At 68.5% G+C, this 20,503-nt stretch carries 26 protein-coding genes; 23 read left to right on the plus strand and 3 right to left on the minus strand.

What is annotated here, in order from left to right; translation table 11 throughout:
- Positions 1–83 precede the first annotated feature (83 nt).
- Together GXW78_RS11850 and GXW78_RS11855 are read left to right on the plus strand one after the other, a co-directional pair.
- A complete protein-coding gene (locus GXW78_RS11850) occupies positions 84–629 on the plus strand; it encodes a hypothetical protein (protein WP_211868979.1) in 546 nt (181 codons plus the stop codon).
- Positions 630–966: 337 nt separating this feature from the next.
- Positions 967–2,112, plus strand: a complete 1,146-nt coding sequence (locus GXW78_RS11855; RefSeq protein WP_211868980.1) for an MDR/zinc-dependent alcohol dehydrogenase-like family protein — start codon at positions 967–969, stop codon at positions 2,110–2,112.
- 169 nt (positions 2,113–2,281) lie between these two features.
- On the opposite strand, the gene GXW78_RS11860 is transcribed toward GXW78_RS11855, so the two are convergent.
- From GXW78_RS11860 to GXW78_RS11870, 3 genes are all read right to left on the minus strand, one after another.
- Positions 2,282–2,926, minus strand: a complete 645-nt coding sequence (locus GXW78_RS11860; protein WP_211868982.1) for a polysaccharide deacetylase family protein — start codon at positions 2,924–2,926, stop codon at positions 2,282–2,284.
- A gap of 7 nt (positions 2,927–2,933) precedes the next feature.
- Complete coding sequence (locus tag GXW78_RS11865) at positions 2,934–3,824, minus strand: fumarylacetoacetate hydrolase family protein (protein WP_211868984.1); 891 nt, start codon at positions 3,822–3,824, stop codon at positions 2,934–2,936.
- A gap of 747 nt (positions 3,825–4,571) precedes the next feature.
- Positions 4,572–5,090: a helix-turn-helix transcriptional regulator gene (locus GXW78_RS11870; RefSeq protein WP_211868986.1), complete on the minus strand. Its 519-nt coding sequence runs from the start codon at positions 5,088–5,090 to the stop codon at positions 4,572–4,574.
- Between the two features lie 184 nt (positions 5,091–5,274).
- Here GXW78_RS11870 and GXW78_RS11875 point away from each other — a divergent pair, with 184 nt between their 5' ends.
- The 21 genes from GXW78_RS11875 to GXW78_RS11975 form a co-directional block, all read left to right on the plus strand.
- Positions 5,275–5,619, plus strand: coding sequence for a helix-turn-helix domain-containing protein (locus GXW78_RS11875; RefSeq protein WP_211868988.1), 345 nt, complete (start codon positions 5,275–5,277; stop codon positions 5,617–5,619).
- Complete coding sequence (locus GXW78_RS11880) at positions 5,616–6,284, plus strand: transglycosylase SLT domain-containing protein (protein ID WP_211868990.1); 669 nt, start codon at positions 5,616–5,618, stop codon at positions 6,282–6,284. The genes GXW78_RS11875 and GXW78_RS11880 overlap by 4 nt, the downstream gene beginning before the upstream one ends.
- Complete coding sequence (locus tag GXW78_RS11885) at positions 6,281–6,769, plus strand: hypothetical protein (protein ID WP_211868992.1); 489 nt, start codon at positions 6,281–6,283, stop codon at positions 6,767–6,769. The genes GXW78_RS11880 and GXW78_RS11885 overlap by 4 nt, the downstream gene beginning before the upstream one ends.
- Positions 6,770–6,901: 132 nt before the next feature.
- The gene (locus GXW78_RS11890; protein WP_211868993.1) at positions 6,902–7,258 is read left to right on the plus strand and encodes a DUF2730 family protein; all 357 of its coding nucleotides are present in this window, start codon (positions 6,902–6,904) and stop codon (positions 7,256–7,258) included.
- 41 nt (positions 7,259–7,299) lie between these two features.
- On the plus strand, positions 7,300–7,524 hold the full coding sequence (locus GXW78_RS11895) for a hypothetical protein (protein WP_211868995.1): 225 nt from the start codon (positions 7,300–7,302) through the stop codon (positions 7,522–7,524).
- Complete coding sequence (locus tag GXW78_RS11900) at positions 7,521–7,871, plus strand: VpaChn25_0724 family phage protein (protein WP_211868997.1); 351 nt, start codon at positions 7,521–7,523, stop codon at positions 7,869–7,871. The genes GXW78_RS11895 and GXW78_RS11900 overlap by 4 nt, the downstream gene beginning before the upstream one ends.
- 3 nt (positions 7,872–7,874) lie before the next feature.
- On the plus strand, positions 7,875–8,375 hold the full coding sequence (locus GXW78_RS11905) for a DUF1804 family protein (protein WP_211868999.1): 501 nt from the start codon (positions 7,875–7,877) through the stop codon (positions 8,373–8,375).
- A complete protein-coding gene (locus GXW78_RS11910) occupies positions 8,375–8,608 on the plus strand; it encodes a hypothetical protein (protein WP_211869001.1) in 234 nt (77 codons plus the stop codon). The genes GXW78_RS11905 and GXW78_RS11910 overlap by 1 nt, the downstream gene beginning before the upstream one ends.
- Positions 8,605–10,290, plus strand: a complete 1,686-nt coding sequence (gene terL / locus GXW78_RS11915; RefSeq protein ID WP_211869003.1) for a phage terminase large subunit — start codon at positions 8,605–8,607, stop codon at positions 10,288–10,290. The genes GXW78_RS11910 and terL overlap by 4 nt, the downstream gene beginning before the upstream one ends.
- A complete protein-coding gene (locus tag GXW78_RS11920) occupies positions 10,290–11,837 on the plus strand; it encodes a hypothetical protein (RefSeq protein ID WP_211869005.1) in 1,548 nt (515 codons plus the stop codon). The genes terL and GXW78_RS11920 overlap by 1 nt, the downstream gene beginning before the upstream one ends.
- Positions 11,834–12,670 carry a hypothetical protein gene (locus tag GXW78_RS11925; RefSeq protein WP_211869007.1) on the plus strand — a complete coding sequence of 279 codons (837 nt, stop codon included), beginning with the start codon at positions 11,834–11,836 and terminating at the stop codon, positions 12,668–12,670. Before GXW78_RS11920 ends, GXW78_RS11925 begins: the two co-directional genes overlap by 4 nt.
- A 973-nt stretch (positions 12,671–13,643) precedes the next feature.
- Complete coding sequence (locus tag GXW78_RS11930; protein ID WP_211869009.1) at positions 13,644–14,219, plus strand: hypothetical protein; 576 nt, start codon at positions 13,644–13,646, stop codon at positions 14,217–14,219.
- Complete coding sequence (locus GXW78_RS11935; RefSeq protein WP_211869010.1) at positions 14,219–14,794, plus strand: hypothetical protein; 576 nt, start codon at positions 14,219–14,221, stop codon at positions 14,792–14,794. The genes GXW78_RS11930 and GXW78_RS11935 overlap by 1 nt, the downstream gene beginning before the upstream one ends.
- A complete protein-coding gene (locus GXW78_RS11940) occupies positions 14,763–15,422 on the plus strand; it encodes a hypothetical protein (protein WP_211869012.1) in 660 nt (219 codons plus the stop codon). The genes GXW78_RS11935 and GXW78_RS11940 overlap by 32 nt, the downstream gene beginning before the upstream one ends.
- Positions 15,422–15,922 (plus strand): HK97 gp10 family phage protein, encoded by a 501-nt coding sequence (locus GXW78_RS11945; protein ID WP_211869014.1) that lies wholly within the window; start codon positions 15,422–15,424, stop codon positions 15,920–15,922. Before GXW78_RS11940 ends, GXW78_RS11945 begins: the two co-directional genes overlap by 1 nt.
- Positions 15,922–16,545 carry a hypothetical protein gene (locus tag GXW78_RS11950; RefSeq protein ID WP_211869016.1) on the plus strand — a complete coding sequence of 208 codons (624 nt, stop codon included), beginning with the start codon at positions 15,922–15,924 and terminating at the stop codon, positions 16,543–16,545. The genes GXW78_RS11945 and GXW78_RS11950 overlap by 1 nt, the downstream gene beginning before the upstream one ends.
- Before the next feature lie 7 nt (positions 16,546–16,552).
- Entirely contained in the window at positions 16,553–18,019 is a 1,467-nt protein-coding gene (locus tag GXW78_RS11955; protein WP_211869018.1) for a phage tail sheath subtilisin-like domain-containing protein, read from the plus strand.
- A 12-nt stretch (positions 18,020–18,031) separates the two neighbouring features.
- Positions 18,032–18,394: a phage tail tube protein gene (locus GXW78_RS11960; protein WP_211869020.1), complete on the plus strand. Its 363-nt coding sequence runs from the start codon at positions 18,032–18,034 to the stop codon at positions 18,392–18,394.
- A complete protein-coding gene (locus GXW78_RS11965) occupies positions 18,391–18,756 on the plus strand; it encodes a hypothetical protein (protein ID WP_211869022.1) in 366 nt (121 codons plus the stop codon). The genes GXW78_RS11960 and GXW78_RS11965 overlap by 4 nt, the downstream gene beginning before the upstream one ends.
- 11 nt (positions 18,757–18,767) lie before the next feature.
- Positions 18,768–18,872 (plus strand): hypothetical protein, encoded by a 105-nt coding sequence (locus tag GXW78_RS28625; RefSeq protein ID WP_408904179.1) that lies wholly within the window; start codon positions 18,768–18,770, stop codon positions 18,870–18,872.
- Positions 18,865–20,503 (plus strand): phage tail tape measure protein (locus GXW78_RS11975; protein ID WP_211869024.1); only part of this gene is annotated, 1,639 nt, incomplete at its 3' end. The genes GXW78_RS28625 and GXW78_RS11975, both read left to right, overlap by 8 nt.

Below are 20,503 nucleotides of genomic sequence, written 5' to 3' on the forward strand. Positions count from 1 at the left end.
TGCGATCGAGGCGGGGCGCGAGAGGCGTGGGCTTCTGACCTGCGCTGAGCGGGCAGAGAGCTGTCACCAGCAGGATGAAGCCGATGAGTATCGACATGCCAAGTTCCGATGATCTGTTTGCCGCTGAGCGTTTCCTCGCCGCGGAAGCCAGGATCGCGGCGTGTTTCGAGCGGATCGAGGAAGCCGTCGCGCCGCTGCTGCGCAGCATGAGGGCGACAGGTCGTACGACCTACGCCACCGATCCCGAGCGGGGGATGATCTGGGGGCACGCATTTCTCCGGCCTCCTTACGCTCCCAGCGCGGAGGTCGAGTGGTTCGTCGGATGGGGCCTTCGGTTTCCTGACGGAGGAAGCGGCTGGGATGGCGCCGACCCACGTCTGCCGACCGTGCCGCATGCCATCGTCGCCGTAGGCTCCAGCAGTCAGCCGTTCGGCTTGCCAGGCGGGGTGAAATTCCAGCTGCCACCCGGCTGGTCGACTGTCAGCGGAGAGGCCGCATTCCTCGCAGCGTCGCGCCCGCTGGTCGATTTGCCGGATCAGCCCGATGCAAGGGCCGCGGCACTGGCACAGTGGATTGTTGAGCGAATTGAGGAACTCAAGTCATTCCTCCCTGACTTGCCTACGGCATGAACGAAGAATCTCTCGCGCGCCGGATCAGTTTTCGGGTCCGCGACGACCGCCCCGGTTGCGCGCATGTCCTGCGCAGCCGACACTTGTGGTCAGCGTCCAATAGGCCTGAGAAAGCGGCGCCACGCGCCCTGGCCGGTGACGTCCGGGACCCATGGAGGCGCCGGATCGAGGTCTTCGGAACGGTATGTCATCGCCGGTGATCTGAAAGCAGACTCTAGACACGGCAAGACAGCCAACGGGCGCGAATGTGCGGCTTGAGCCGGCGATGGTGGAACTGACGCTTGCCGGGAAAGGCCGTATCCAGCGGGCTCGGTCTCAACATTGCGGGGAAAGCAGGATGGTGGATGGCAACGGGCTGCGCGGACTGGAACTGCGCTCACGCATCAGCACAGGCGGCGTGCTGGAGCTCTCTCTGCATGAGGTGGCGGTGCCGACACCGGAAGCCGACGAGATCATCGTTCGAGTTGAGGCAACGCCGATCAACCCCTCGGACATCGGCGTTCTGCTGGGCCCGGCCGGTCTCGATGGGGCCGGGTTCGCCGGGACTGGAACAAATGCGGTTGTGCGCACGCAGGTGCCGGCGGCGGCGCTGCCGGCCATCGCCGCACGGCTCGATGCATCGCTCCCGGTGGGCAATGAGGGGGCGGGCACGGTGGTGCGAGCCGGCGCTGATGTTGTTGACCTGCTGGGCAAACGCGTCGCGGTGTTCGGCGGCGCGATGTGGGCGCAGTACCGCCGCGCGAAGGCGGCCGAATATATGGTGCTGCCCGCGGGGGCGACCCCGCGCGATGGCGCCTCCTGGTACGTCAATCCCATGACGGCACTGGGTTTCGTGGAGACCATGCGCCACGAAGGCCATACCGCCCTGGTGCACACCGCCGCGGCCTCCAACCTCGGCCAGATGCTAAATCGCATCTGCCTTGCGGATGGCATTGGCCTGGTGAACATCGTGCGCAGCGCGCAACAGGCGGCGCTGCTGCGGGGTCAAGGCGCCGCCCATGTCGTGGATAGCAGCGCCTCGGACTTCACGGCGGCGCTGACCGCGGCGCTGGCAGAAACCGGTGCCACCCTGGGCTTCGACGCGGTGAGCGGCGGTCCACTGGCCGGGCAGATCCTGGCCGCCATGGAAGCCGCAGCACGACAGACTGCCAGCGGCTATCACCACTACGGCTCGGACCGGCACAAGCAGGTTTACCTGTACGGCCGCCTGAACACCGGGCCCACCACCTTCGAGCGCGTGCCACTCGGCTTCGCCTGGGGGATGGGCGGCTGGCTGCTGAGGCCGGCACTGAAGAAGCTGGGCGCGGAAACGGAGGCACGGCTGCGCGCCCGTGTGGCTTCCGAGCTGAAGACCACATTCGCCAGCCACTACACCGCGGAAATCTCCCTTGCCGACGCGCTGCGGCCGGACATCATGAAAGCCTATTGTCGGCGCGCCACGGGGGAGAAGTTCCTGGTGCTGCCACAGCAGGGGCTGGGCTGACGCTCGATCGCTCACCTCCGGGTCGCTAGAGCTTCTCCGTTCGCCCTGGCTCGCTGCGAATGCTCTAGCCCTTTGTTTTTGCAAGCCTCTCAACCCGATCAGGTGATGCCATCTGATCGGGACCCGCTCCAACATCCGAAAGCGGGGGCAGAGCCCCTCGCGACCTTCTTCAATCGCTGACGTATTGCGCAAACCCCTCCGCGGGCACACCGCGTCGCAGCGGCACGCAGTCATCGGGCGGCGCGGCGCCGAACACGGCCCCCGCCTGCTCGGCCTCCCCGAGGAACCGGTCGAGCTGCCGCATCGCCCCGTTCGGCAGATCATGCAGCACCAGCACGACCGTCCCGCGCACATCCCGCAGCATGCCATGCGCCGTCGCGACCCAGCCCTCCGGATCGGCGAAATCCCGCGGCACGGCGTTCCACAGCAGGACGGTATGGCGATGCGCGATCAGATGATCCGCCGCCGCGCGGTTCAGCAGATGCGGACCGAGCCTCCCGCCGCCGCCATTCGGCCGGAACAGCCGATCCGGTCCTTGCAGCGCACCGAGCAAGGCATCGGTCTCCGCGATCTCAGCCACCGCCTCCGCCGCGCTCCGCGTGCCGAGCGGCGCACCATGCGTCAGCGTGTGGTTGCCGATCGCGTGGCCTTCCGCCTTCGCCCGCTCCGCGCAGGCGCGCGCCGCGGGGTCGCGCAGCTTCGCGCCCACCAGGAAGAAGGTGGCGGTGACGCGCCGGCGTGCCAGGACATCCAGCACGCCGGGGGTCACCGCCGGCTCGGGGCCGTTGTCGAAGGTCAGGCAGACCCCGACCATACGGCGATCAGTCGCCGATGGCGTTGGTCAGCACGCCGATGCCCTCGATGGTCAGCTCCATCACGTCGCCGGTCTTCATCGTCTGCGGCGGCTGCATCGCGTAGCCGACACCTTCCGGCGTGCCGGTCATGATCACGTCGCCCGGCAGCAGGGTGAAGCCGGCCGAGAGCTGATGGATGATCTCCTTCACGTCGAAGATCATCTTCGAAGTGCGGGACGACTGACGCTGCTCGCCATTCAGCTTCAGGCTGATGGCGATGTCGGACGTATCGAGATCCTCGCGCGGCACGATCACCGGGCCCATCGGGCAGGACCGGTCCAGGGACTTGCCCTTGAACCACTGGCCATGGCGGCGCTGCAGTTCGCGGCCCGTCACGTCATTGCCGATGGTCCAGCCGAAGACGTGGTCGAGCGCCTTCTCCTTCGGGATGTCGCGCCCGGCGGTGCCGATCACGGCGACCAGCTCGACCTCATAGTCCAGCCAGGAGGTCACGCCCGTATGGCTCGGCACCAGCGCACCCGGCGCGATGACGGTGTCGGCAGCCTTGGTGAAGAACTGCGGGAACTTCGGCACCTCGGAATTGGTGATGCCGCGGGTGCGGTCGCCCTCGGCGACGTGGTCCATGTAGTTGCGGCCGACGCAGAAGACGTTGCGGCGCGGGCGGGGAATCGGCGCCTGCAGCGCCACCTTGTCCGCGGCCAGCACGGCGTTCGCCGGCGGGTTCGCCGTCAGCGCGCGCACGGCGGCGAGCGCAGCGGGGCCGGCTTCGATCAGCGCGATCATGTCGCGCGCCGGGGGCATCGCCACCGCGAGGTCGAGCACGCGCCCCCCATCGAGCAGCACGCCGACGCGGCTGCCCGCGACGTCGGAAAAGGTGATGAGCTTCAGGCCGGCCATGGCGTTCCCCCGGAGGATCTACAAGGCGCCAAGCAAGCGCGGCACGGCCGGCGGCACAAGCCCCCGCCATGGCGGCGGCGGGTCGGGGCCGGAAAGGGGCTGCCTGATTGCCCTGCTACTTCGGTCATCGGCAATCGGAGGGGCTCTGCCCCTCCGAACCACCCCGCCAGGGGGTTGGACCCCCTGGACCGCAATCTGTTGGCGCCGGGCATGACGGACCTGCCACCCCCTCCAGACCCGCTTCGTGCACAATGTGGGGGACCGATCGTTTGCGGACGGCGGAAAAATTTGGCCGGACGCGGAGAGCGGTCTGAATGCCGCGGATTACCGCCATTCTCGCGCCGGGCGCGGCGAGCGGGCCGGCCAGACGGTTTCGGACGGTTTTGAGCGTTCCTGATCGGCGACGCGCAAAATGTGCGCGCAATTCCGGACACGATAACCGCTGAATGATCGGAATTGATCAGGACTTGAGCTGAGAGACGGTGGTGCTCGCGCTGCCACCCATGATGAGCGTCATCACCCCTCCCTCGCCCACATTGATGACGAGCTGCGACGGCTGTGGCTGAGCCGCCGGCGCTGCTCGCCGCGACGCCTGGACTTGCTGGGCGAGCGCAGAAAACAGGTCCACAGGCGGCGTTGGCGTAGTCATTCCGGCACATCTCCAAAGGGCAGGTCAGGCGGCTTCGTCACCGTCTCGTGAAACCGATCGTCCGCACCGTGGGGGGTTTGGCAACCCCTGATAAACCCTTAGCCGGGAACCTTCGCGCGTGAGGCGCTTGACCCCTCGGATTTGGTGGCGTGTGACGCCTTCGTTGCGGCGTCATGCAGAAGAATCGTGAGCAGCATCAAGGCGCTGGTGTCGCCGATCTCGGATGCGGGAATCCCTGATCGGGCAAGGGCTTCCTTGAACGCTTCGTCCAGGCGACCGGTATCAACCGTCCCGAACAGAAGCCCCGGCTTCACGGGCGTAGCCGCTCGCACGGTGTGATCTGCATCACCATCCCTCATCGGCCCGCGGCCAGTGGCAAGCCACTGCATCGACACGCCTGTCGCTTCGCACAGTGCCGCGAGAGGAAAGAAGGCCGGCCTCGACTTGCCGTCACGCCAGTGACCCAAGGTTTCTAGGCTAACATCGGAAATTCTCGACGCGCGGCTAATGCCTCCTGCGGCATCAAACAGCGCTTGAAGGCGCGTTCCGACCTCGGCCGACCAGCCCGGAACCCCAGCCCGGAACCCAACATCCGCCGATCCTGCCCGCTTAGCCATTGAATTTCCTCACATTCTCGACGTGATCGAGAATGTTTCGGTAATAGCAGGGCGGAACTCGATTTTTGTCGTTGCCGAAGTCGGAAATTCTCGACATCTTTACGTCGTTGGTCGTGTCTCTCGGCACGTCAGACGCCCCTAAAAATCCCGCCGGCCAGGGCGGGGTGTGAACGGAGAACCCCCAATGGCCATTCGCCGCAAAGACGGCACATGGCAGGTCGCCAAGCTCCCCTCGGGAGACTGGCACCCGGAGGAAATCAAGGCGGCCGTCCGCATGAGCGGGCGCGCCATGAGCCTCCAGAAGCTGTCGCGAGACAGCTGCCTGCATCCCCGCGCCTGCCACCGTGCCATCCGCACCCCGCACTATTGGGGTGAGCTGGCCATCGCCCGTCAGCTTCGCTTGAAGCCGGCGGACATCTGGCCGAGCCGCCATGAGGCGGACGGCACCCGGCACTGCCAGGTGCGGGAACAGCGCGTTTCTACCGTCCGCCCGCCCGAGGGTCATTGTGAATCTCGGGTGGCGGCATGAGCCGGCTCCGCGAATTCCTGGTGCGCCTGGTGGTGACGCCGCCCGATATCGTGGAATCCCGGTTCGCCACCGCCTGCCTGTTCGCCAGTGTCATCATGTCCATCCTGTTCGGTGGCCAGGTGCTCGCCTGCTCCAGCGCCAGCGCCGGCACCCTGTTCCCGTCCCGCTATGACGCGCAAATCCGCGCGTCGGTGGCGCGGCACTGGCCGGACCATCCGGACTGGCTGGCCTGGCGCGCGCAGCTCTACCAGGAATCGCGCCTGCGGCCGGATGCCGTGTCGCCAGTCGGTGCGGCCGGCCTCGCGCAGTTCATGCCGGGCACCTGGCGCGACGTGGTGCGGGAGCTGCGGCTTCCGCCCGGCGTGTCGCCGCACCAGGATATCGCGATCGACGCCGGCGCCTACTTCATGGCCAAGATGCGCCGGGCGTGGTCCAGCCCCCGCCCTTCTTCCGAACGGCACCGCCTCGCGCAGGCCAGCTACAATGCTGGCCTCGGCAACATCCTGCGCGCGCAATCCCGCTGCGGCGGTGCCAGGGACTGGGCGGACATCGTGCCGTGCCTGCCGCTGGTCACGGGCACGCGCAATGCCGCCGAGACGCGCGGCTATGTCGAGGCCATCGCCCGGTGGCGACTGCGGATGATCGCTGACGGCGCCACGCCGTGACCGGCGGGCGCATCATTGCGGCACTCGGCTTACTGGCGGCGGTCGCCGCCTGCATCGTTGGGGTTGGCCTGCGCTGGGCGGCCCTGGAAAGCGACGCCGCGACGGCCCGCGCCAACGCCACGGCGGCGACGGCACGGGCCGAGACGGCGGAGCGGATCGCGCAGGGGAACGCCGAGGCGGCCCGCGCGCTGACGGAACAGCACGCGCAGGCGATGCGGGAGCTGACCGAGGTTGCCCACCAGGTGCAGCGCGACGCGCAGCGCCTGGCATCCGAGATGGAGGCCATCCGTGCTGACCCGACCCATGCGGCACCTGCTGCTGGCGTGCTCGATCGCGTCGTTGACAGCCTGCGCAGCCGCCGCGCCGCCCCCGCCGCCGGAAGTCCGGCTGGTGCGCCGGCCGGTGCCGGCGCCGCTGCTGATCCCGCCCACGCCGCCGGCGCTGCCGGCGCGGGGCGTGCCGCTGACACAGGGGCGGGTCGGTGAGCTGCTGCTTGGCTACGACGCCGCGCTTGCGGCCTGTTCTACCCAGCTCGGCGCCATCGCCCGGCTGGATGCCTGCGAACCTGGTGCGTCCTGCGCGGCGGCCGATGTGAGAGGGGCGCCGTAGTGCTCGACATGGACACACTCGCGAAATTCTGGCCGCTGGCCTTCGGGGCCGGCGGCGTCGTTGTCGCCGCCCTGCTGTGGCGGATGCGCGGCGAGTTCGCCACGAAGGCCGACGTGATGCCGCTGCGCGACAGTCTCTCCGCGGCGACACAGCGGATCGAGCGCATGGAAGGCGACATGCGCCACCTGCCGACGCGCGACGATATCCACAACCTACGGGTCGAAGTGACCGCCATGCGCGGTGATCTTCGCGAGATGCGCGCCGAGGCGAAGGGGATGCGCGAGATCATGACGCGCACCGAAACCGCCATAACCCGACATGAAGACATCTTCGCGCAGGCAGCAGCGCAGCGGGGCCGGGCGTGATCGTCATCCGCGTAGAGCTGCATAGCGCGGTCACTGGAAAGGTGACCGAGATCGCGCGCGCGATCGTCGCCAATGACGGCACCGGCACGACGACGCTGCGGCACTACACCGCGATGGCGCTCCGCGGCCGGTCGCGTGACGAGTTTGACCGGCAGAAGGTCCAGCGCGCCGGCACGGTGCGGGACTGGCCTGCACCCCGCCTGCATGTGTGGAACCTGGTGGCGGAGGCGTTGAAGGCGATGGGGTACGGCAGGGGGAAGCCATGATGGACGATATGGGGGACGTGTGGTGGTCGCACCTGCGCATCGCTCTTCTGCGCGCGCTGAACGACGACACCGGCCGCACATGCAATGAGAGCATGCTGATGGACCTGGTGAACGCGGTGCTGATCAGCGCCGACCGGGACCAGGTGCGCCAGGCGCTGCTGTGGCTGCATGAACAGGAGCTGGTGGTCGCCACCGTGGTGAAGGGCAGCATGGGCGCGACCATCACCGAGCTGGGCACCATGGTCGCCGAGGGAAAGCGCACGCATGCCGGCGTGAAGCGGCCGAACGTCACCGCGTCGGTCGCGCGCAAGGCGCTGGGTATCGCCCTCGACAAGCTGAAGCGCTGAGCCATGGCGCACCCCCCGGAGACAGGTGCCAAGCTGCGCGCTGCCTATGTCTATGACCGCCTGTCCCTGGACGCGGCGGCGGAGAAGGCCGGCGTCAGCATCGCCACGGCGCGGCGGTGGAAGCGCGACGCGGAGGCCAGCGGCGACGATTGGGAGCGCGCCCGGTCGGCCGCACGGCTCGCCGGCGACAGTACGCAGACGCTCGCGCAGATGATCCTGGATGACTACATGTCGCTGCACCAGGCGACGGTGGAAGGCGTGAAGACCGCCACCGACGTACAGCCGATCCAGAAGGCGGAAGTGCTGTCGCGCCTGGCGGACGCCTTCACGAAGACAATGGCGGCGGTCAGCAAGGCATCGCCGCAGCTCAACCGGCTGGGCGTTGCGACGGACGTGCTGCAACGCCTGTCCCGCTACACCGCCGAAGTTCATCCGCACCTGGCGGAAGCGCTGCTGGAAGTGCTGGAGCCCTTCGCGGCCGAGCTGGCGCGAGATTATGCGTGATGGCGAAGCGTGACCATTCCGCCTTTGATGCGGCGGTGCTGGAGGCGTTGAATGCCGCAAGGCGCGACTGTGCCACCTATGTGGTGCGCAACTGGATGGAGCGGGCGTCGCGCCCCCCGACCTGTGCGCCGGTGCTCGCGGCCCTTCGCCGGCTGGAGAAGGCAGGCAAGGTGCGACTGGCCGCACGCCAGCCCTATGCGCGGAAACTGTCATGGGAAATGGCGGAGCCATGAGCGGAACCCGTTCCGCCCCGCGCCTGGGCAAGCGCAACGCCACCGAGTTCCGCCAGACGATCGCCGACGTGGCGGCCGAGCTGCGCCGGAGGATCGAGGCGGAGGTTGCCGGCCTCGATCCCGCGCCGGCGTCGATCGCCGAGCGCCGCCGTGCCGCCCTCGCGCCGGACGGCTTTGAATTCTTCTGCCAGACGTATTTCCCGCACTACATCAAGCGGCCCGAGGCGCGTTCGCGCCTGCATGATTTCCTGTACCGGCGGCTGCCAGAGATCATCGCCGACCCGGCCGGGCAGAACGACGCCATCGCCGCGCCCCGTGGCGAAGCGAAATCCACGCTGGTTTCGCAGCTCTTTACCCTGTGGTGCATCGCCCGGAAGGCGAAGCACTACGTCATGGTGCTGATGGATGCCTTCGACCAGGCGGCCGTGATGGTGGAAGCCATCAAGGCCGAGCTGGAGGTGAACCCGCGCCTCGCCATGGACTTCCCCGAGATCTCGGGGAAGGGCAGCGTGTGGAAGGAAGGCGTCATCGTCACCACCAACGGCATCAAGGTCGAGGGTGCCGGCGCCGGCAAGAAAATCCGTGGCCGCCGGCACGGCCCGCACCGCCCTGACCTAGCGCTGCTGGACGATATCGAGAACGACGAGAACGTGCGGGAGCCCAAGCAGCGCGACAAGCTGGAAGGCTGGGTAAACAAGGCGGTGCTGAACCTCGGCGAGGCCGGGGGGTCGCTGGACGTGATCATTATCGGCACCGTGCTGCATTACGACAGCGTGCTGTCGCGGCTGATGCGCAACCCGCTGTGGCGTTCCGAGAAGTTCGCCAGCGTGGTGCGCTGGCCCGAGGACCGGGCCTTGTGGGACCAGTGGGAGGAAGTGCTTCGGAACGAAGGCCCCAAGGCCGCCGATGCCTTCTATGCCGCCCGCAGGGCGCGCATGGACCGCGGCGCCATCGTGAGCTGGCCCGGTGTCCGCCCGCTTGAAGCGCTGATGAAGCTGCGGGTTAAGATCGGGCACGACGCCTTCGACAGCGAACAGCAGAACGACCCGGTATCGAGCAGCGATGCGCTGTTCGGCACCGTCACGTTCTGGGTGGATCGGCTGCCCGATTGGGTGTTCTTCGGGGCCTGCGATCCATCCCTCGGCAAGCAGAACCGCGCCCGCGACCCGTCCGCCATCCTGGTGGGCGGCCTGAACCGCGAGACGAAGGTGCTGGACGTGGTGGAGGCCCTGATCCGGCGGCGCCTGCCCGACCGGATCATTGAGGACATCATCACCCTGGAGGAGGAATACCGCTGTGTCCGCTGGGCAATCGAAGCGGTGCAATTCCAGGAGTTCTTTCGCACCACGCTGGTGGCGCGCGGCCAGGCGCGGGGCATCCCGGTGCCGGCGGTGCCCATCATCCCGATTGGTGACAAGGGCCTGCGCATCGAACGCCTCCAGCCGCATGTGCTGAACGCCTCCATCCGGTTCGCCGCCGGCCAGACGGCCTTGCTGGACCAGCTTCGGCACTTCCCGATGGTGGACCATGACGACGGGCTGGATGGGCTCGAAATGCTGTGGATGACGGCCATCGGCCGGCAGGCATCGGCGGGTGCGACTGTGCCACCACCAGGCGGGCCGCAGGCCGGTGGCGGGCGACCAATGCGCGGCAAGGTCAGCATGCGGATGCGGAGGCGTTGATGGGGGTGTTCAACGGGGCGCGGGCGACGCTTGCGCGGTGGCTGGCGCCGCCGCCGGTGGCGGTGACACGGTTCGCGGAATCCGGTTCCGGCGACCCGCCGGCCGCCGATCCGCCGCCGAACGATTCGGCCGGCGCGACGGTGCGCGACGACGACGCGGGCTGGTCGCGCCTGTCGGGGCGCATCGGGCAGCGCGACCTGATGCCGATGGAACAGACGCGCATGCAGGAGCTGGCCGCCTATGTGTGGGAGGCCAACCCGCTGGCCAACCGGCTTATCGAGCTGCCGGTTGCCTTCCTGCTGGGCGAGGGCGTGAAGCTGGAGGCGACGGCGCCCGAGGCGCAGGAATGGCTAGACGCCTTCTGGAATGACCCGCTGAACGCCCTGGATTTGAAGCTGGCGGAGCATGTGCGCGAGCTGGCGCTGTTCGGCGAGCAATGCTGGCCGATCCTCGGCAACGACCTGACTGGCACGCTGCGCCTGGGCAAGGTCGATCCGTCGTGGATCGTCGCTGTCATCACGGACCCGGAGAACCCGGCCGTGGTGATCGGCGTCGAGACGCGCGACCCGGTATCCTCGGGCCAGCTTCGCCGGCGCCGCGTGGCCTATGCCGGCACGGATGCCGACCTGTTCAGCCCGGCCGGCCAGGCCATGCGGGCGGAGATGCACGACGGCGATTGCTTCTTCTGGCGCATCAACTGCCTGTCGTCCGGCGTGCGTGGACGGTCGGACCTGCTGCCCGCCCTCGATCATGTGGACGCGCATGAACAACTGCTGTTCGGCGAGGTGGAGCGGGCGGCCGTGCTGCGCTCCCTCGTTTGGGATGTGACGATGACGGGGGCGACACCGGAACAGGTGGCCGAGCGCGCCCGCACGATCACGCCGCCTGCCCCACTGTCCGTCCGCGTCCACAATGAGGCGGAGGAATGGGAGGTGCTGACGCCACAAGTCAACGCCGCCGACGCTGTCGAGACGACGCGCCTGGTGCGCAACCATGTCCTGGGTGGCGCCACCATCCCGGAATTCTGGATGGCGGACGGCGGCAACGTGAACCTCGCCACCGCCTCCAGCATGGGCGAGCCGACATACAAGGTCATGCTCCAGCGGCAGCGCCTGTGGCGCGCTATCCTGGAGGACGTGGGCGGCTACGTGATCCGCAAGCGCCTGGTCGCCATCGGCCTGCCGCAGCTCGCGACCGAGGAAAGCTACAAGCCCCGCGCCGTCTTCCCCGAGCTGACCGCGAAAGACGTGGCGAAGTTCGCCGCGGTGTTCTCGCAGGTGGTCGCCGGCGCCGTGCAGGCGGTGCAGTCCGGCCTGATGGGCGAGGAAAGCGCGGTGCGCATGATCACGCTGGCCGCCGCCGCCCTGGGGCTGGAGGCGGACGCGGTGGAAGAGCTGAAGCGCGCGCGGGCGGATGCCGTCCGCCGGGCGGAGGGTGATGCCTTCCACGACCCGCCGCCGGCGAACCCCTTCCCACCACCTGGCGCACAACCAGGTGCAGCGGCGCCCACCTTCCCGGAGGACGGCCGAGGCCCGCGTGAACCGTGACGGACAAGGAACGCCGCGAGCGATTCCAGCGTGAGCGCGAAGCCCGGCTGAAGGCCGGCATTCGCATCCAGCGCGACACGTCGGGCGAGGTGCGGCGGCTGTTGCTGGCCGCCGAGAAGGACATCATGGCCGTCCTGGCCGGGCAGCCATCCGATTACCGGCGGTGGCAGTTGACCGAGCTGCAACGGCAGATCGCCCGCATCCTCGCGATGCGGGACGAACCCGCCGCCGCCATGCTGGGGTCGGGCCTGTCGGCGAGCTGGAATGCCGGGGTGGCGCTGATCGACGCGCCGTTGCTCGCCGGCGGCGTGGACCTGTCCGCGTCCCTGATGGCGCTGGACGTGCGCAACCTGGCCGCGATGCGATCCTTCACCACCGACCGCATCAAGGATGTGACCGCCAAGGTGGCGAACCGCATCAACGACCAGCTCGCCAACACTATGATGGGGCTGCAATCCCCATGGGAGGCGGCGGAGAAGGTCAGCGGCCTGTTGCGCGACGATGGCATGCGGCGCGCCAACACCATCGTGCGGACCAATCTCGGCCAGGCGTATTCGGCCGCCGCGCAGGCGCGGCAGGAACAGGCCGCCGAGATTGTGCCGGGCATGCAGAAGCAGTGGCGCCGGTCGGGCAAGCTGCATTCCCGGTACGGGCACGACTTCATCGACGGCCAGGTGCGCGACGTGGACAAGCCCTTTGACCTGCCCAACGGGGTCAAGCTGATGTACCCGCGCGACCCGGCCGGGCCGATCGGGGAGGTGATCAATTGTGGGTGCGTCTCCCTGCCGTTCATGTCGCATTGGTCGAAGTCGAAAAAGTGGACGGCGGGTTAGCGGCAGCACTAGGGTGATTCGTTATCGGAATAAAAAGGAGGGGCCACAATGCTACGTCGTGCCATTGTCATCGCCGCCTGTTCAGTCGCCGCCTGTGCGTCTGAAACCGCTCCGACGCCTGCCGTAGCGCCGCCCGTCGCATCCAGTGCGACAGCCGATCCGATCCGCAGTGCAATGTTGAATGCTGGCAGCTTCTTCCGACGACCCGAGGCCAACCGGCCTGCAGAAGCAGCGCGAGCCATCGCCAATATGGAGTTCTTGGCGGAGGCCGTGCCAACGGACCCAAGATGGCAAGCCGCGCCCGCGCAAGCTCTAACGCAGCTTCAAACTGCCAAGTACGAGGGGCGTAGAGCACTGGGAATTCCTGCCAGTGCGTCGTCGCAGTCAGTAATCAGCGGTCTTATGGGGGCAGCTTCCGCAATCGATGCTGGCAATCGCGCCGCCCTCACCGGCGCCCTCCCAAACAATGTGTTCTCCGCCGGCCCCGAAGGAACCGTGCGGCGGCTTTCGCAGCCTCCCCGAATCCCCAGCGCAGCGCCGGCCTTGCTGAGTATGGGTGGCGGCGGTGAGGCGCAGCGTTGACTTATCGGCCCCTATTCGCCTGAGCGCCTCCCGCGCTCAGGCCATTTGCGCTTCGCTTTTGGCTCGTTGGTCGCGCCTGCCAATTGGCAGGCGCTTCCCCTTGGGAACTCGTTAGAGGGGCGAGAGGACCAAAACGGGTTCTTGAAGGCAGGCAGGGCGAGACTTAGGCTCGACAGAGCCGTTCAGGCGGGTTGCGCGCGGGGGCAGTAGCGCCGAGGTCCGCAAAACCTGCCTGACCCCGTTTAAACACCGTTTAACGTCGGGCCTATGCGGACGGTCCACCCCGAAGATGGGGACCGGGCCGCCGATGGGGCGGAACTTGTTCCGCCCGAACCCCCAGACCTACCCCCGCCATCGTCCCGCTCCAGCCCCAATGGCGGAGACGACACGCATGGCCAAGCCGAAGCCCGATCAGCAGCCCACCACTATCTCCGCCGAGGACGGCGGCGGCGGCACCGGCAGCGGCGCAGCCGTCACCGTGACGATCGGGGGCGGCGGGGGCGGCGGTGGCGGCGGCGGGTCTTCCGACATGAATTCCGGCGAGGGGGCGGGACCGGCGGCCGATGGGGCACCGGCGGGAGCCGGGGCGGAGACGGACAGCTCCGCCCCGGTGACCGGACCTGCGCCCGGTGCGTCGTTGCCCGGCGTGGCCTGGTTCAACCAGGTGCAGGCCGAGTTGGTCGAGCGGATCATCACCGGCCCCGCCGACGACGTTGTTGACGCCCTGCTGGCGCGCCTTGCGACCCGCGGACTGCTGGTCACCGAGCTGGCGGTGCACGATCTGGTCGCTGCCATGGCGCGCCAGGCAGAGGCCGCGCCCCCAGCGCTGCCCGCGCCCACCGATGATCCCGCGCGCGAAGAGGCGCTGATGCGCTCCCTCGGCATCGCGCGGCGCGACGTGTTCGCCGTGAACGTCGGGACCGGCACCGTCGTGACAATCGACGGCCAGAAGCATCGCCGCGCCTGATGCGCCAGGGCGCCATCCTTGAGGCGGTGGCGGCGGAGGGTGGCGGCACCGTCTATCGGGTGCGCGTCATCCGCGCCGGCCTGTCGCGCAACCGCCGGAACTATCCGGCGGACGTGCTGCGCGCCGCCGTGCCGCTGGTCGAGGGCGCCCGCGTCTTCGTCAAGAGCGACGCGGAGCACCTGGCATTTCAGGGCAAGGACGTCCGGAACCTGATCGGCGGACTGACCGAGCCGCGCTGGGTGGAGGCGGAGAGCGCCATTGAAGCGCGCCTCACCCTGATCACTGGCGAGAACGACCCGATCGCGGTGCGTATCCGCGAAGCGCTCGCCCGTGGCGTTGGCGACCTGTTCGGCCTGTCGATCGACGCCGACGCCGTGGGGCAGCGCGACACGCGCGGCATCACGCAGGTGCATCCTGGTGCAGGATCAGCCGAACACCGGCTCCATGTTCTCCAACGACCAGCTCACCTACAAGATCCGCCACATCTACGGCGGGTCCGTGCTGGACTACCGCGGCGCCTACAAGGCCGTGGTGGCCTGATCCATGCTGGCCTACCTCCAGTCGCTGGTGGATGACCTGGTTCGGGATGACGAAGGCCGCGTCAGCCCGGAACAGCGCTTCACCGCGCTGGGGCTGGCCCTGCTTCAGTATTCCAAGGATCGGCCGCTCCGCAGGGTCGAGGATGTAACCTCGGCCGGCGGGCCGCGCCTACCGATGCCGGCCGGCGCGCTGCGCGTCGAGGCCGTTGAATACCCCGTTGGCCGCGTGCCCCCGGCGATCCTCGCCGCGACGGCATGGGGCCACTACCACGGCCCCGACCAGGTGGACCTGCTGTTCACCCGGCCGATCGCGGCCGGCGCTGCCGTGCGCCTGACGCTGCTGCGCATGCATGTGCTGACCGAGGATGGCACCACCATTCCCGCCACGGACCATGAAGCGCTGGCGAGCTACGCCGCAGCCGTGCTGTTCGACCAGAAGGCCGCCGCCACCAGCGGGGACGGCAACCCGACCATCCCGGCCGATACGGTCGATCACGGGAGCAAGCCCGAGAGCTACGCGAAGCGCGCCGAGCGGCTGCGCCAGCGCTACTACGACCTGCTGGGCATCGACGTGAAGCGCACCCAGCCCGCCAGCGCCATGGCTACGCAGCCCCTGCCCGCGAGCGATGGAGGCCGCCGGATGCACTGGCGGCGGCGGCGCTGATGAGCGAGACCGTCCACATCCGCTACGAAGACGCGGCGTTCCGCAGCCTCGCGGCACGCGCACCGGAGATCTTCGCGGGGGAACTGGTTCCGGCCGTCACCGAGGCCAGCCTGTTCGCCGAGCGCGAGGTGAAGGAACGCACCCCGACATCCGGCGCCGGCACGCTGCGCGACAGCATCGGCGCGCTGCCGGTGACGATCAGCGGCACGGCCATCACCGGCGGCGTCGGCACTTCGCTGTCCTATGCGGCGGCGGTGGAGCTGGGCAGCAAGCCACATTGGGCGCCCATCGCGCCGCTGCTGGATTGGGTGCAGCGCAAGCTGGGGCTGACCGGCGAGGAAGCCGAAAGCGCGGCGCAGGCCATCCAATTCAAGATCGCGGCACGCGGGACCGAAGGGCAGTTCATGTTCCGCGACGGCTTCGCGCACGTTGAACCCTTCGTGCGCGGCCTGTTGAAAGCCGCTTCCGAACGCGCCGCCGCCAGGATGAGCGCCGAGTGATGGCGACCACCGAAGCCATCCGCAACGCCATCGCCGCGCGCCTGCTGACCGTGCCGGGCCTCGGCGTGCTGCATCTGTATGAGCGGTATGCGGTGAACGATAAGGACTTCAGGGCGCTGTTCATGTGGCAGCCGCCGACACCGGATGCGCCCCAGGAGCTGCGCGGCTGGTTCATCCGCCGCTTGGCACGGCGGACGGTCGAGGAAAGCAGCACCTCCGACCAGGTGTTCACCGACTGGCAGATTCGCGGCTTCGTCGCGCTCGAGGACGCCAAGGCCAGCGAGCTGGTGGCGGATGCGATCACGGATCGCATCATCGCCGCCATCAAGGCGGACCTGTCGCTTGGCGGCCTGCTGGACGGCAAGGCGCCGGCGCCGCGTTCAATCGGTGCGCAACTGGTCGAAAGCGGCCCGTTCAAGTTCGGCGGGGTGGTGTGCCACGGCATCCGCCTGAACTGGACCACCGCGCATATGGAGTACGACGCGCCCGAGCCGGGCGATGTCGTCGGCGACTTCCGCATCTTCCACGCCAATTGGGACATCCCGCCGCACGGCAACGTGCTGGCGCCGCTGCCGGCCGACGACACGGCCGATGCCACCGATCACATCGTCATCCCGGAGTGACCGCACCATGGCCGTCGCCTTCAACCTGATCCCGATCGACCTCCGCACGCCGGGCACCTATATCGAGGTGGACAACAGCCAGGCCGTCCGCGGCCTGTCCATCCTGCCGCCGCGCGTGCTGATCATCGGGCAGAAGCTCGCCACCGGCAGCGCACCCGTGAACACCATGCGACTGATCAGCGACGTGGCGCAGGTGGACGGGCTGTTCGGCCGTGCCTCGCAGCTCGCCGCCATGTGCTGGGCCTTCCGGGGGGCGAACCCCACCAGCGAGCTGTGGGCGATGCCGGTGGTGGACCTGGTCGCCGGGGTCGCGGCCACGAACACCGTTGTATTTGCCGGCACCGCTACGGCGCCCGGCACGCAAGCCCTGTATGTCGGCGGCCGGCGCATCCGCACGCCGGTGACGCTGGGCATGACGGCCGCGCAGCTCGCCACGGCCGTTGCAGCCGCGGTGAACGCGGATGCCGATGCGGCGGTCACGGCCAGCGCCGCCACGGCCACGGTGACGCTGACGGCCAAGCACAAGGGCCTGTGCGGCAACGATATCGACGTGCGCGCCGCCTACTACAGCGACGACGCGCAGCCCGCCGGCATCACCGTCACCGTCAATCCGATGGCGGGCGGCACCGGCAATCCGGACATCGCGCCGGCGCTGGCGGCGGTGGGGGACGAATGGTTCACGGACATCATCGTGCCGTGGAACGATGCGGCCAATCTGACCGCGCTGGGGGATGACCTGGTGGCGCGGTTCGGGCCGCTGCGGATGGTGGACTGCCACGGCTGGCGCGCGACCTCCAACACCCATTCCAACCTGGTCGCCGCGATGGCTGCGCGCAACTGCCCGCACATCTCGCCGCAGGGATGGGAAGGCTCGCCCACCCCGCCCTGGATCACGGCATCGGCGCTGGCCAGCGTGTGCATCGCTGCGCTGGCAATCGACCCTGCGCGGCCGGTGCAGACGCTGCTGGTTCCGGGCGTCATGCCGCCAGCGGCGGAAAAGCGCTTCACGCGGGCGCAGCGCAACACCCTGCTGTTCAACGGCATCTCGACGCTGACGGTGGATGCCGGCGGCAACGTCGTGGTGGAACGTGTCGTCACCGAGTACCGGCAGACGAGCGCCGGCGCGGCCGATACCTCCTATCTGAACGTCGAGACGGTGAAGACCGTTACCTATCTGCGGTACGACGTGCGCACCTTCTTTTCGCGAAAGTATCCCCGCCACAAGCTGGCAGCGGACGGCACGCGCTTCGGTGCGGGCCAGCCGGTGATGACACCGAAGCTCGCCAAGGCGGAGCTGGTGGCGCGCTTTGAGCAATGGGAGGAAGCCGGCCTGGTGCAGGACCGCGCCGCCTTCATGCGCGACGTGGTCACCGAGATCTCGGGCACCGATCCCGACCGGTTGAACGCCCTGATCCCGCCCACCGTCATCAACCAGCTCCGCGTCTTCGCCGGGCTGCTCCAGTTCCGCCTGTAAGGAGGGGAAGCCATGGCGAACCGCGCCGGCAAGATCACGCTCAAGACCGATGGCATGGTGCTCGATGCCAAGGGGTCGTTCACCTACAACATCGGCGAAGAGAAGCGCACGGCAATCGTCGGCGCGGATCGCGTGCATGGGTACTACACCCAGCCGCAGGTGCCTTTCATCGAAGGCATCATCACCGATGACGCGGCGCTTGATCTTGGCGCGCTGCTGCGCGGCAAAGACCTGACGGCCACGCTCGATCTTGCCAACGGCAAGACCATCGTCCTGCGCCAAGCCTGGTACGCCGGCGAGGGCAACGTGACGACCGAGCAAGGCGAGATCAGCGCGCGCTGGGAAGGGCTTTCGGCAACGGAGATTGCGGCATGAGCGACGACACCCCGCGGACGGACGAACAGCGGCGCATCGTGGAGATGTGGGGCGAGGGTTTCGCGCGCCTCGCCGGGCATGCACGGATCGAGTTCGGCGACGGCGATATCCGGGTAGCGCTTTGGCGCCCGATCAAGGTGGGCGGCGAGAGCACCGAAGAGCTGCGCATCGTGGAACCGACCATTGACCAGCTCCAGCAGCTCGACCGCGTCCAGGGCGAGATGGGCAAGGTCCGCCGCCTGCTGATGCAGGCCGCCGGCCTGACCGAGAAGGAGGCCGGCACGATCGGCCTTCGCGACATGGGCCTGTTCGGGATGATCATGGAGGCTTTTTCCGAAACCGCCCGAGCAACTGGCGCGTAGCTCTGGCGGACCTGGCGGCGGCCTGGCACTGGCCGCCGTCGGAACTGATGGCGCTGACCCCGCGCGAGGCACTGGCCTGGCACGACGAATTGCGGAGGCGGGCAGAAGATGGCTGAGAACCGCGGCGCCATCCGCGTTGTCATTGAAGCGGTGGACCGGGCCACGGCCCCGATCCGCCGCCTCGGCACCGGCATCCGCGGCCTGCTCCGCGGGTTGGAGCTGGAGAAGGCCAGGGAACAGATCGGGCGCGTTGCCCGTGGCTTCGTGGATGTCGCCAAGGCAGCGACCGCCATGGCAGGCAAGATCGTGGCGGCGGGGAGCGCTGCCGCCATCGCGCTCGGGGCCATCACGCGCGGGGTCGCGGAGACCACGGCGGCGCAGACGCGATCCGCCCGCGCCGTCAACATGTCGCTCGCATCCTTCCAGGGCCTGGCGCATGCGGCCCAACTGGTGGGCGGCAGCTCGGATGAGATGGGCGCGGCTCTGAGTAGCCTCCAGGGCAAGGCGCTGGAGGCGGCACGCGGGAATGGCGAGCTGCGGCGCGCCTTCCGGCTGATGGGCGTTCAGATACGCGATGCGCGGGGCCAGATGCGGCCCACCGCTGACATCATGGACGATGTCGCGGACGCATTCGCGCGCGTGCCGGACAGCGCACGCCGCACCGAAGCGGCGATGATCCTGTTCGGGGAGGCCGCCATTGGACTGCTGCCGCTGCTGCGGCGCGGCGCTGCCGGGATGCAGGAGGCGCGGGAGGATGCGCGGCGCCTCGGCCTGACCATGACGCAGGCCGAACAGCAATCCCTGGCCGGCTTCAGCCGCGGTATGGTCCGTGTCAGGGGGAGCATCCTCGGCGTGCAGAACGCCATCGCGACGCGCCTCGCGCCCATCATCACACCGCTGCTGAACGATTGGGCCGACTGGATCGCGGCCAACCGCGAGCTGATCGCGACGAAGATAGAAGAATACATCCGCGCCATCCCCGGCGTGATCGCCGAGCTGCGCGCCGAGGCCGAGAGCCTGTGGGAGAAGCTGCGGCCCATCGTCACCCTGTTTGGCGACCTCGTGACTGGTATCGGCCCGCTGCACGCCGCCCTGGGCGGGTTGTTCCTCCTGCTGGGTGGCGCCGGCCTGATCTCTTCCATCGTGAGCCTCGGTTCGGCCATAGCCGGCCTCGGCGCGGCCCTGCTTGCCAATCCCATCGGCGCTGCGGCCCTGGTGATCGCAGGCGCCGCATACCTGATCTATCGCAATTGGGATGAGATCGTCGATTTCTTTCAGGGCATCTGGGACGGGGTTAAGGACGCGTTCAACCGCTTCCTGAATTCCGACCAGGTGCAGTTGTGGGGCCGCATCTTCGGGGCTGCCGCGCGCGGCATCATGGCCGCATGGCGTCCCGTTCGCGAGTTCTTCGATTGGGTCGTGGACGGCATTGCCGAAGCCTTCGAGTGGGTGTGGGAGAAGATCAAGCCAATCGTGGACGCGATCGAGGCAGCCGCCCGCTTCGCGCGCTCTTTGGAGCGGACGGGTTCCGGGTCTGACCCGCAGCGTCAGCAGCAGCAGAGGGCGAACGAGAGCGGGCGCGGGGCTGCGATGGGCGATAGTATGTGGGGGCCGATGATCGACCCCGACACGGGCGAGGAAGCATTTCCGAACCGCGTCCAGCGGCCTGACCGCGGCCGGCCCGGCCAGCCGCCCCCGCCGCCGGCGCCGGTCGCGCCGCCCTCCGCGCCCCCGGTGCAGCCCGTAC

The sequence above is a fragment of the Neoroseomonas terrae genome, assembly GCF_018129025.1.
Classification (GTDB): domain Bacteria; phylum Pseudomonadota; class Alphaproteobacteria; order Acetobacterales; family Acetobacteraceae; genus Neoroseomonas; species Neoroseomonas terrae.

Bases quoted from the DNA above. Each gene is read 5' to 3' on its own strand.
- GXW78_RS11880 (WP_211868990.1), top strand. From the start codon at position 5,616: ATGAGCCGGCTCCGCGAATTCCTGGTGCGCCTGGTGGTGACGCCGCCC.
- GXW78_RS11865 (WP_211868984.1), bottom strand. From the start codon at position 3,824: ATGGCCGGCCTGAAGCTCATCACCTTTTCCGACGTCGCGGGCAGCCGC.
- GXW78_RS11875 (WP_211868988.1), top strand. From the start codon at position 5,275: ATGGCCATTCGCCGCAAAGACGGCACATGGCAGGTCGCCAAGCTCCCC.
- GXW78_RS11955 (WP_211869018.1), top strand. From the start codon at position 16,553: ATGGCCGTCGCCTTCAACCTGATCCCGATCGACCTCCGCACGCCGGGC.
- GXW78_RS11910 (WP_211869001.1), top strand. From the start codon at position 8,375: ATGGCGAAGCGTGACCATTCCGCCTTTGATGCGGCGGTGCTGGAGGCG.
- GXW78_RS11890 (WP_211868993.1), top strand. From the start codon at position 6,902: ATGGACACACTCGCGAAATTCTGGCCGCTGGCCTTCGGGGCCGGCGGC.
- GXW78_RS11935 (WP_211869010.1), top strand. From the start codon at position 14,219: ATGCGCCAGGGCGCCATCCTTGAGGCGGTGGCGGCGGAGGGTGGCGGC.
- GXW78_RS11855 (WP_211868980.1), top strand. From the start codon at position 967: ATGGTGGATGGCAACGGGCTGCGCGGACTGGAACTGCGCTCACGCATC.
- GXW78_RS11960 (WP_211869020.1), top strand. From the start codon at position 18,032: ATGGCGAACCGCGCCGGCAAGATCACGCTCAAGACCGATGGCATGGTG.
- terL (WP_211869003.1), top strand. From the start codon at position 8,605: ATGAGCGGAACCCGTTCCGCCCCGCGCCTGGGCAAGCGCAACGCCACC.
- GXW78_RS11900 (WP_211868997.1), top strand. From the start codon at position 7,521: ATGATGGACGATATGGGGGACGTGTGGTGGTCGCACCTGCGCATCGCT.
- GXW78_RS11920 (WP_211869005.1), top strand. From the start codon at position 10,290: ATGGGGGTGTTCAACGGGGCGCGGGCGACGCTTGCGCGGTGGCTGGCG.
- GXW78_RS11870 (WP_211868986.1), bottom strand. From the start codon at position 5,090: ATGGCTAAGCGGGCAGGATCGGCGGATGTTGGGTTCCGGGCTGGGGTT.
- GXW78_RS11860 (WP_211868982.1), bottom strand. From the start codon at position 2,926: ATGGTCGGGGTCTGCCTGACCTTCGACAACGGCCCCGAGCCGGCGGTG.
- GXW78_RS11905 (WP_211868999.1), top strand. From the start codon at position 7,875: ATGGCGCACCCCCCGGAGACAGGTGCCAAGCTGCGCGCTGCCTATGTC.
- GXW78_RS11940 (WP_211869012.1), top strand. From the start codon at position 14,763: ATGCTGGCCTACCTCCAGTCGCTGGTGGATGACCTGGTTCGGGATGAC.
- GXW78_RS11850 (WP_211868979.1), top strand. From the start codon at position 84: ATGAGTATCGACATGCCAAGTTCCGATGATCTGTTTGCCGCTGAGCGT.
- GXW78_RS11945 (WP_211869014.1), top strand. From the start codon at position 15,422: ATGAGCGAGACCGTCCACATCCGCTACGAAGACGCGGCGTTCCGCAGC.
- GXW78_RS11930 (WP_211869009.1), top strand. From the start codon at position 13,644: ATGGCCAAGCCGAAGCCCGATCAGCAGCCCACCACTATCTCCGCCGAG.
- GXW78_RS11965 (WP_211869022.1), top strand. From the start codon at position 18,391: ATGAGCGACGACACCCCGCGGACGGACGAACAGCGGCGCATCGTGGAG.
- GXW78_RS11950 (WP_211869016.1), top strand. From the start codon at position 15,922: ATGGCGACCACCGAAGCCATCCGCAACGCCATCGCCGCGCGCCTGCTG.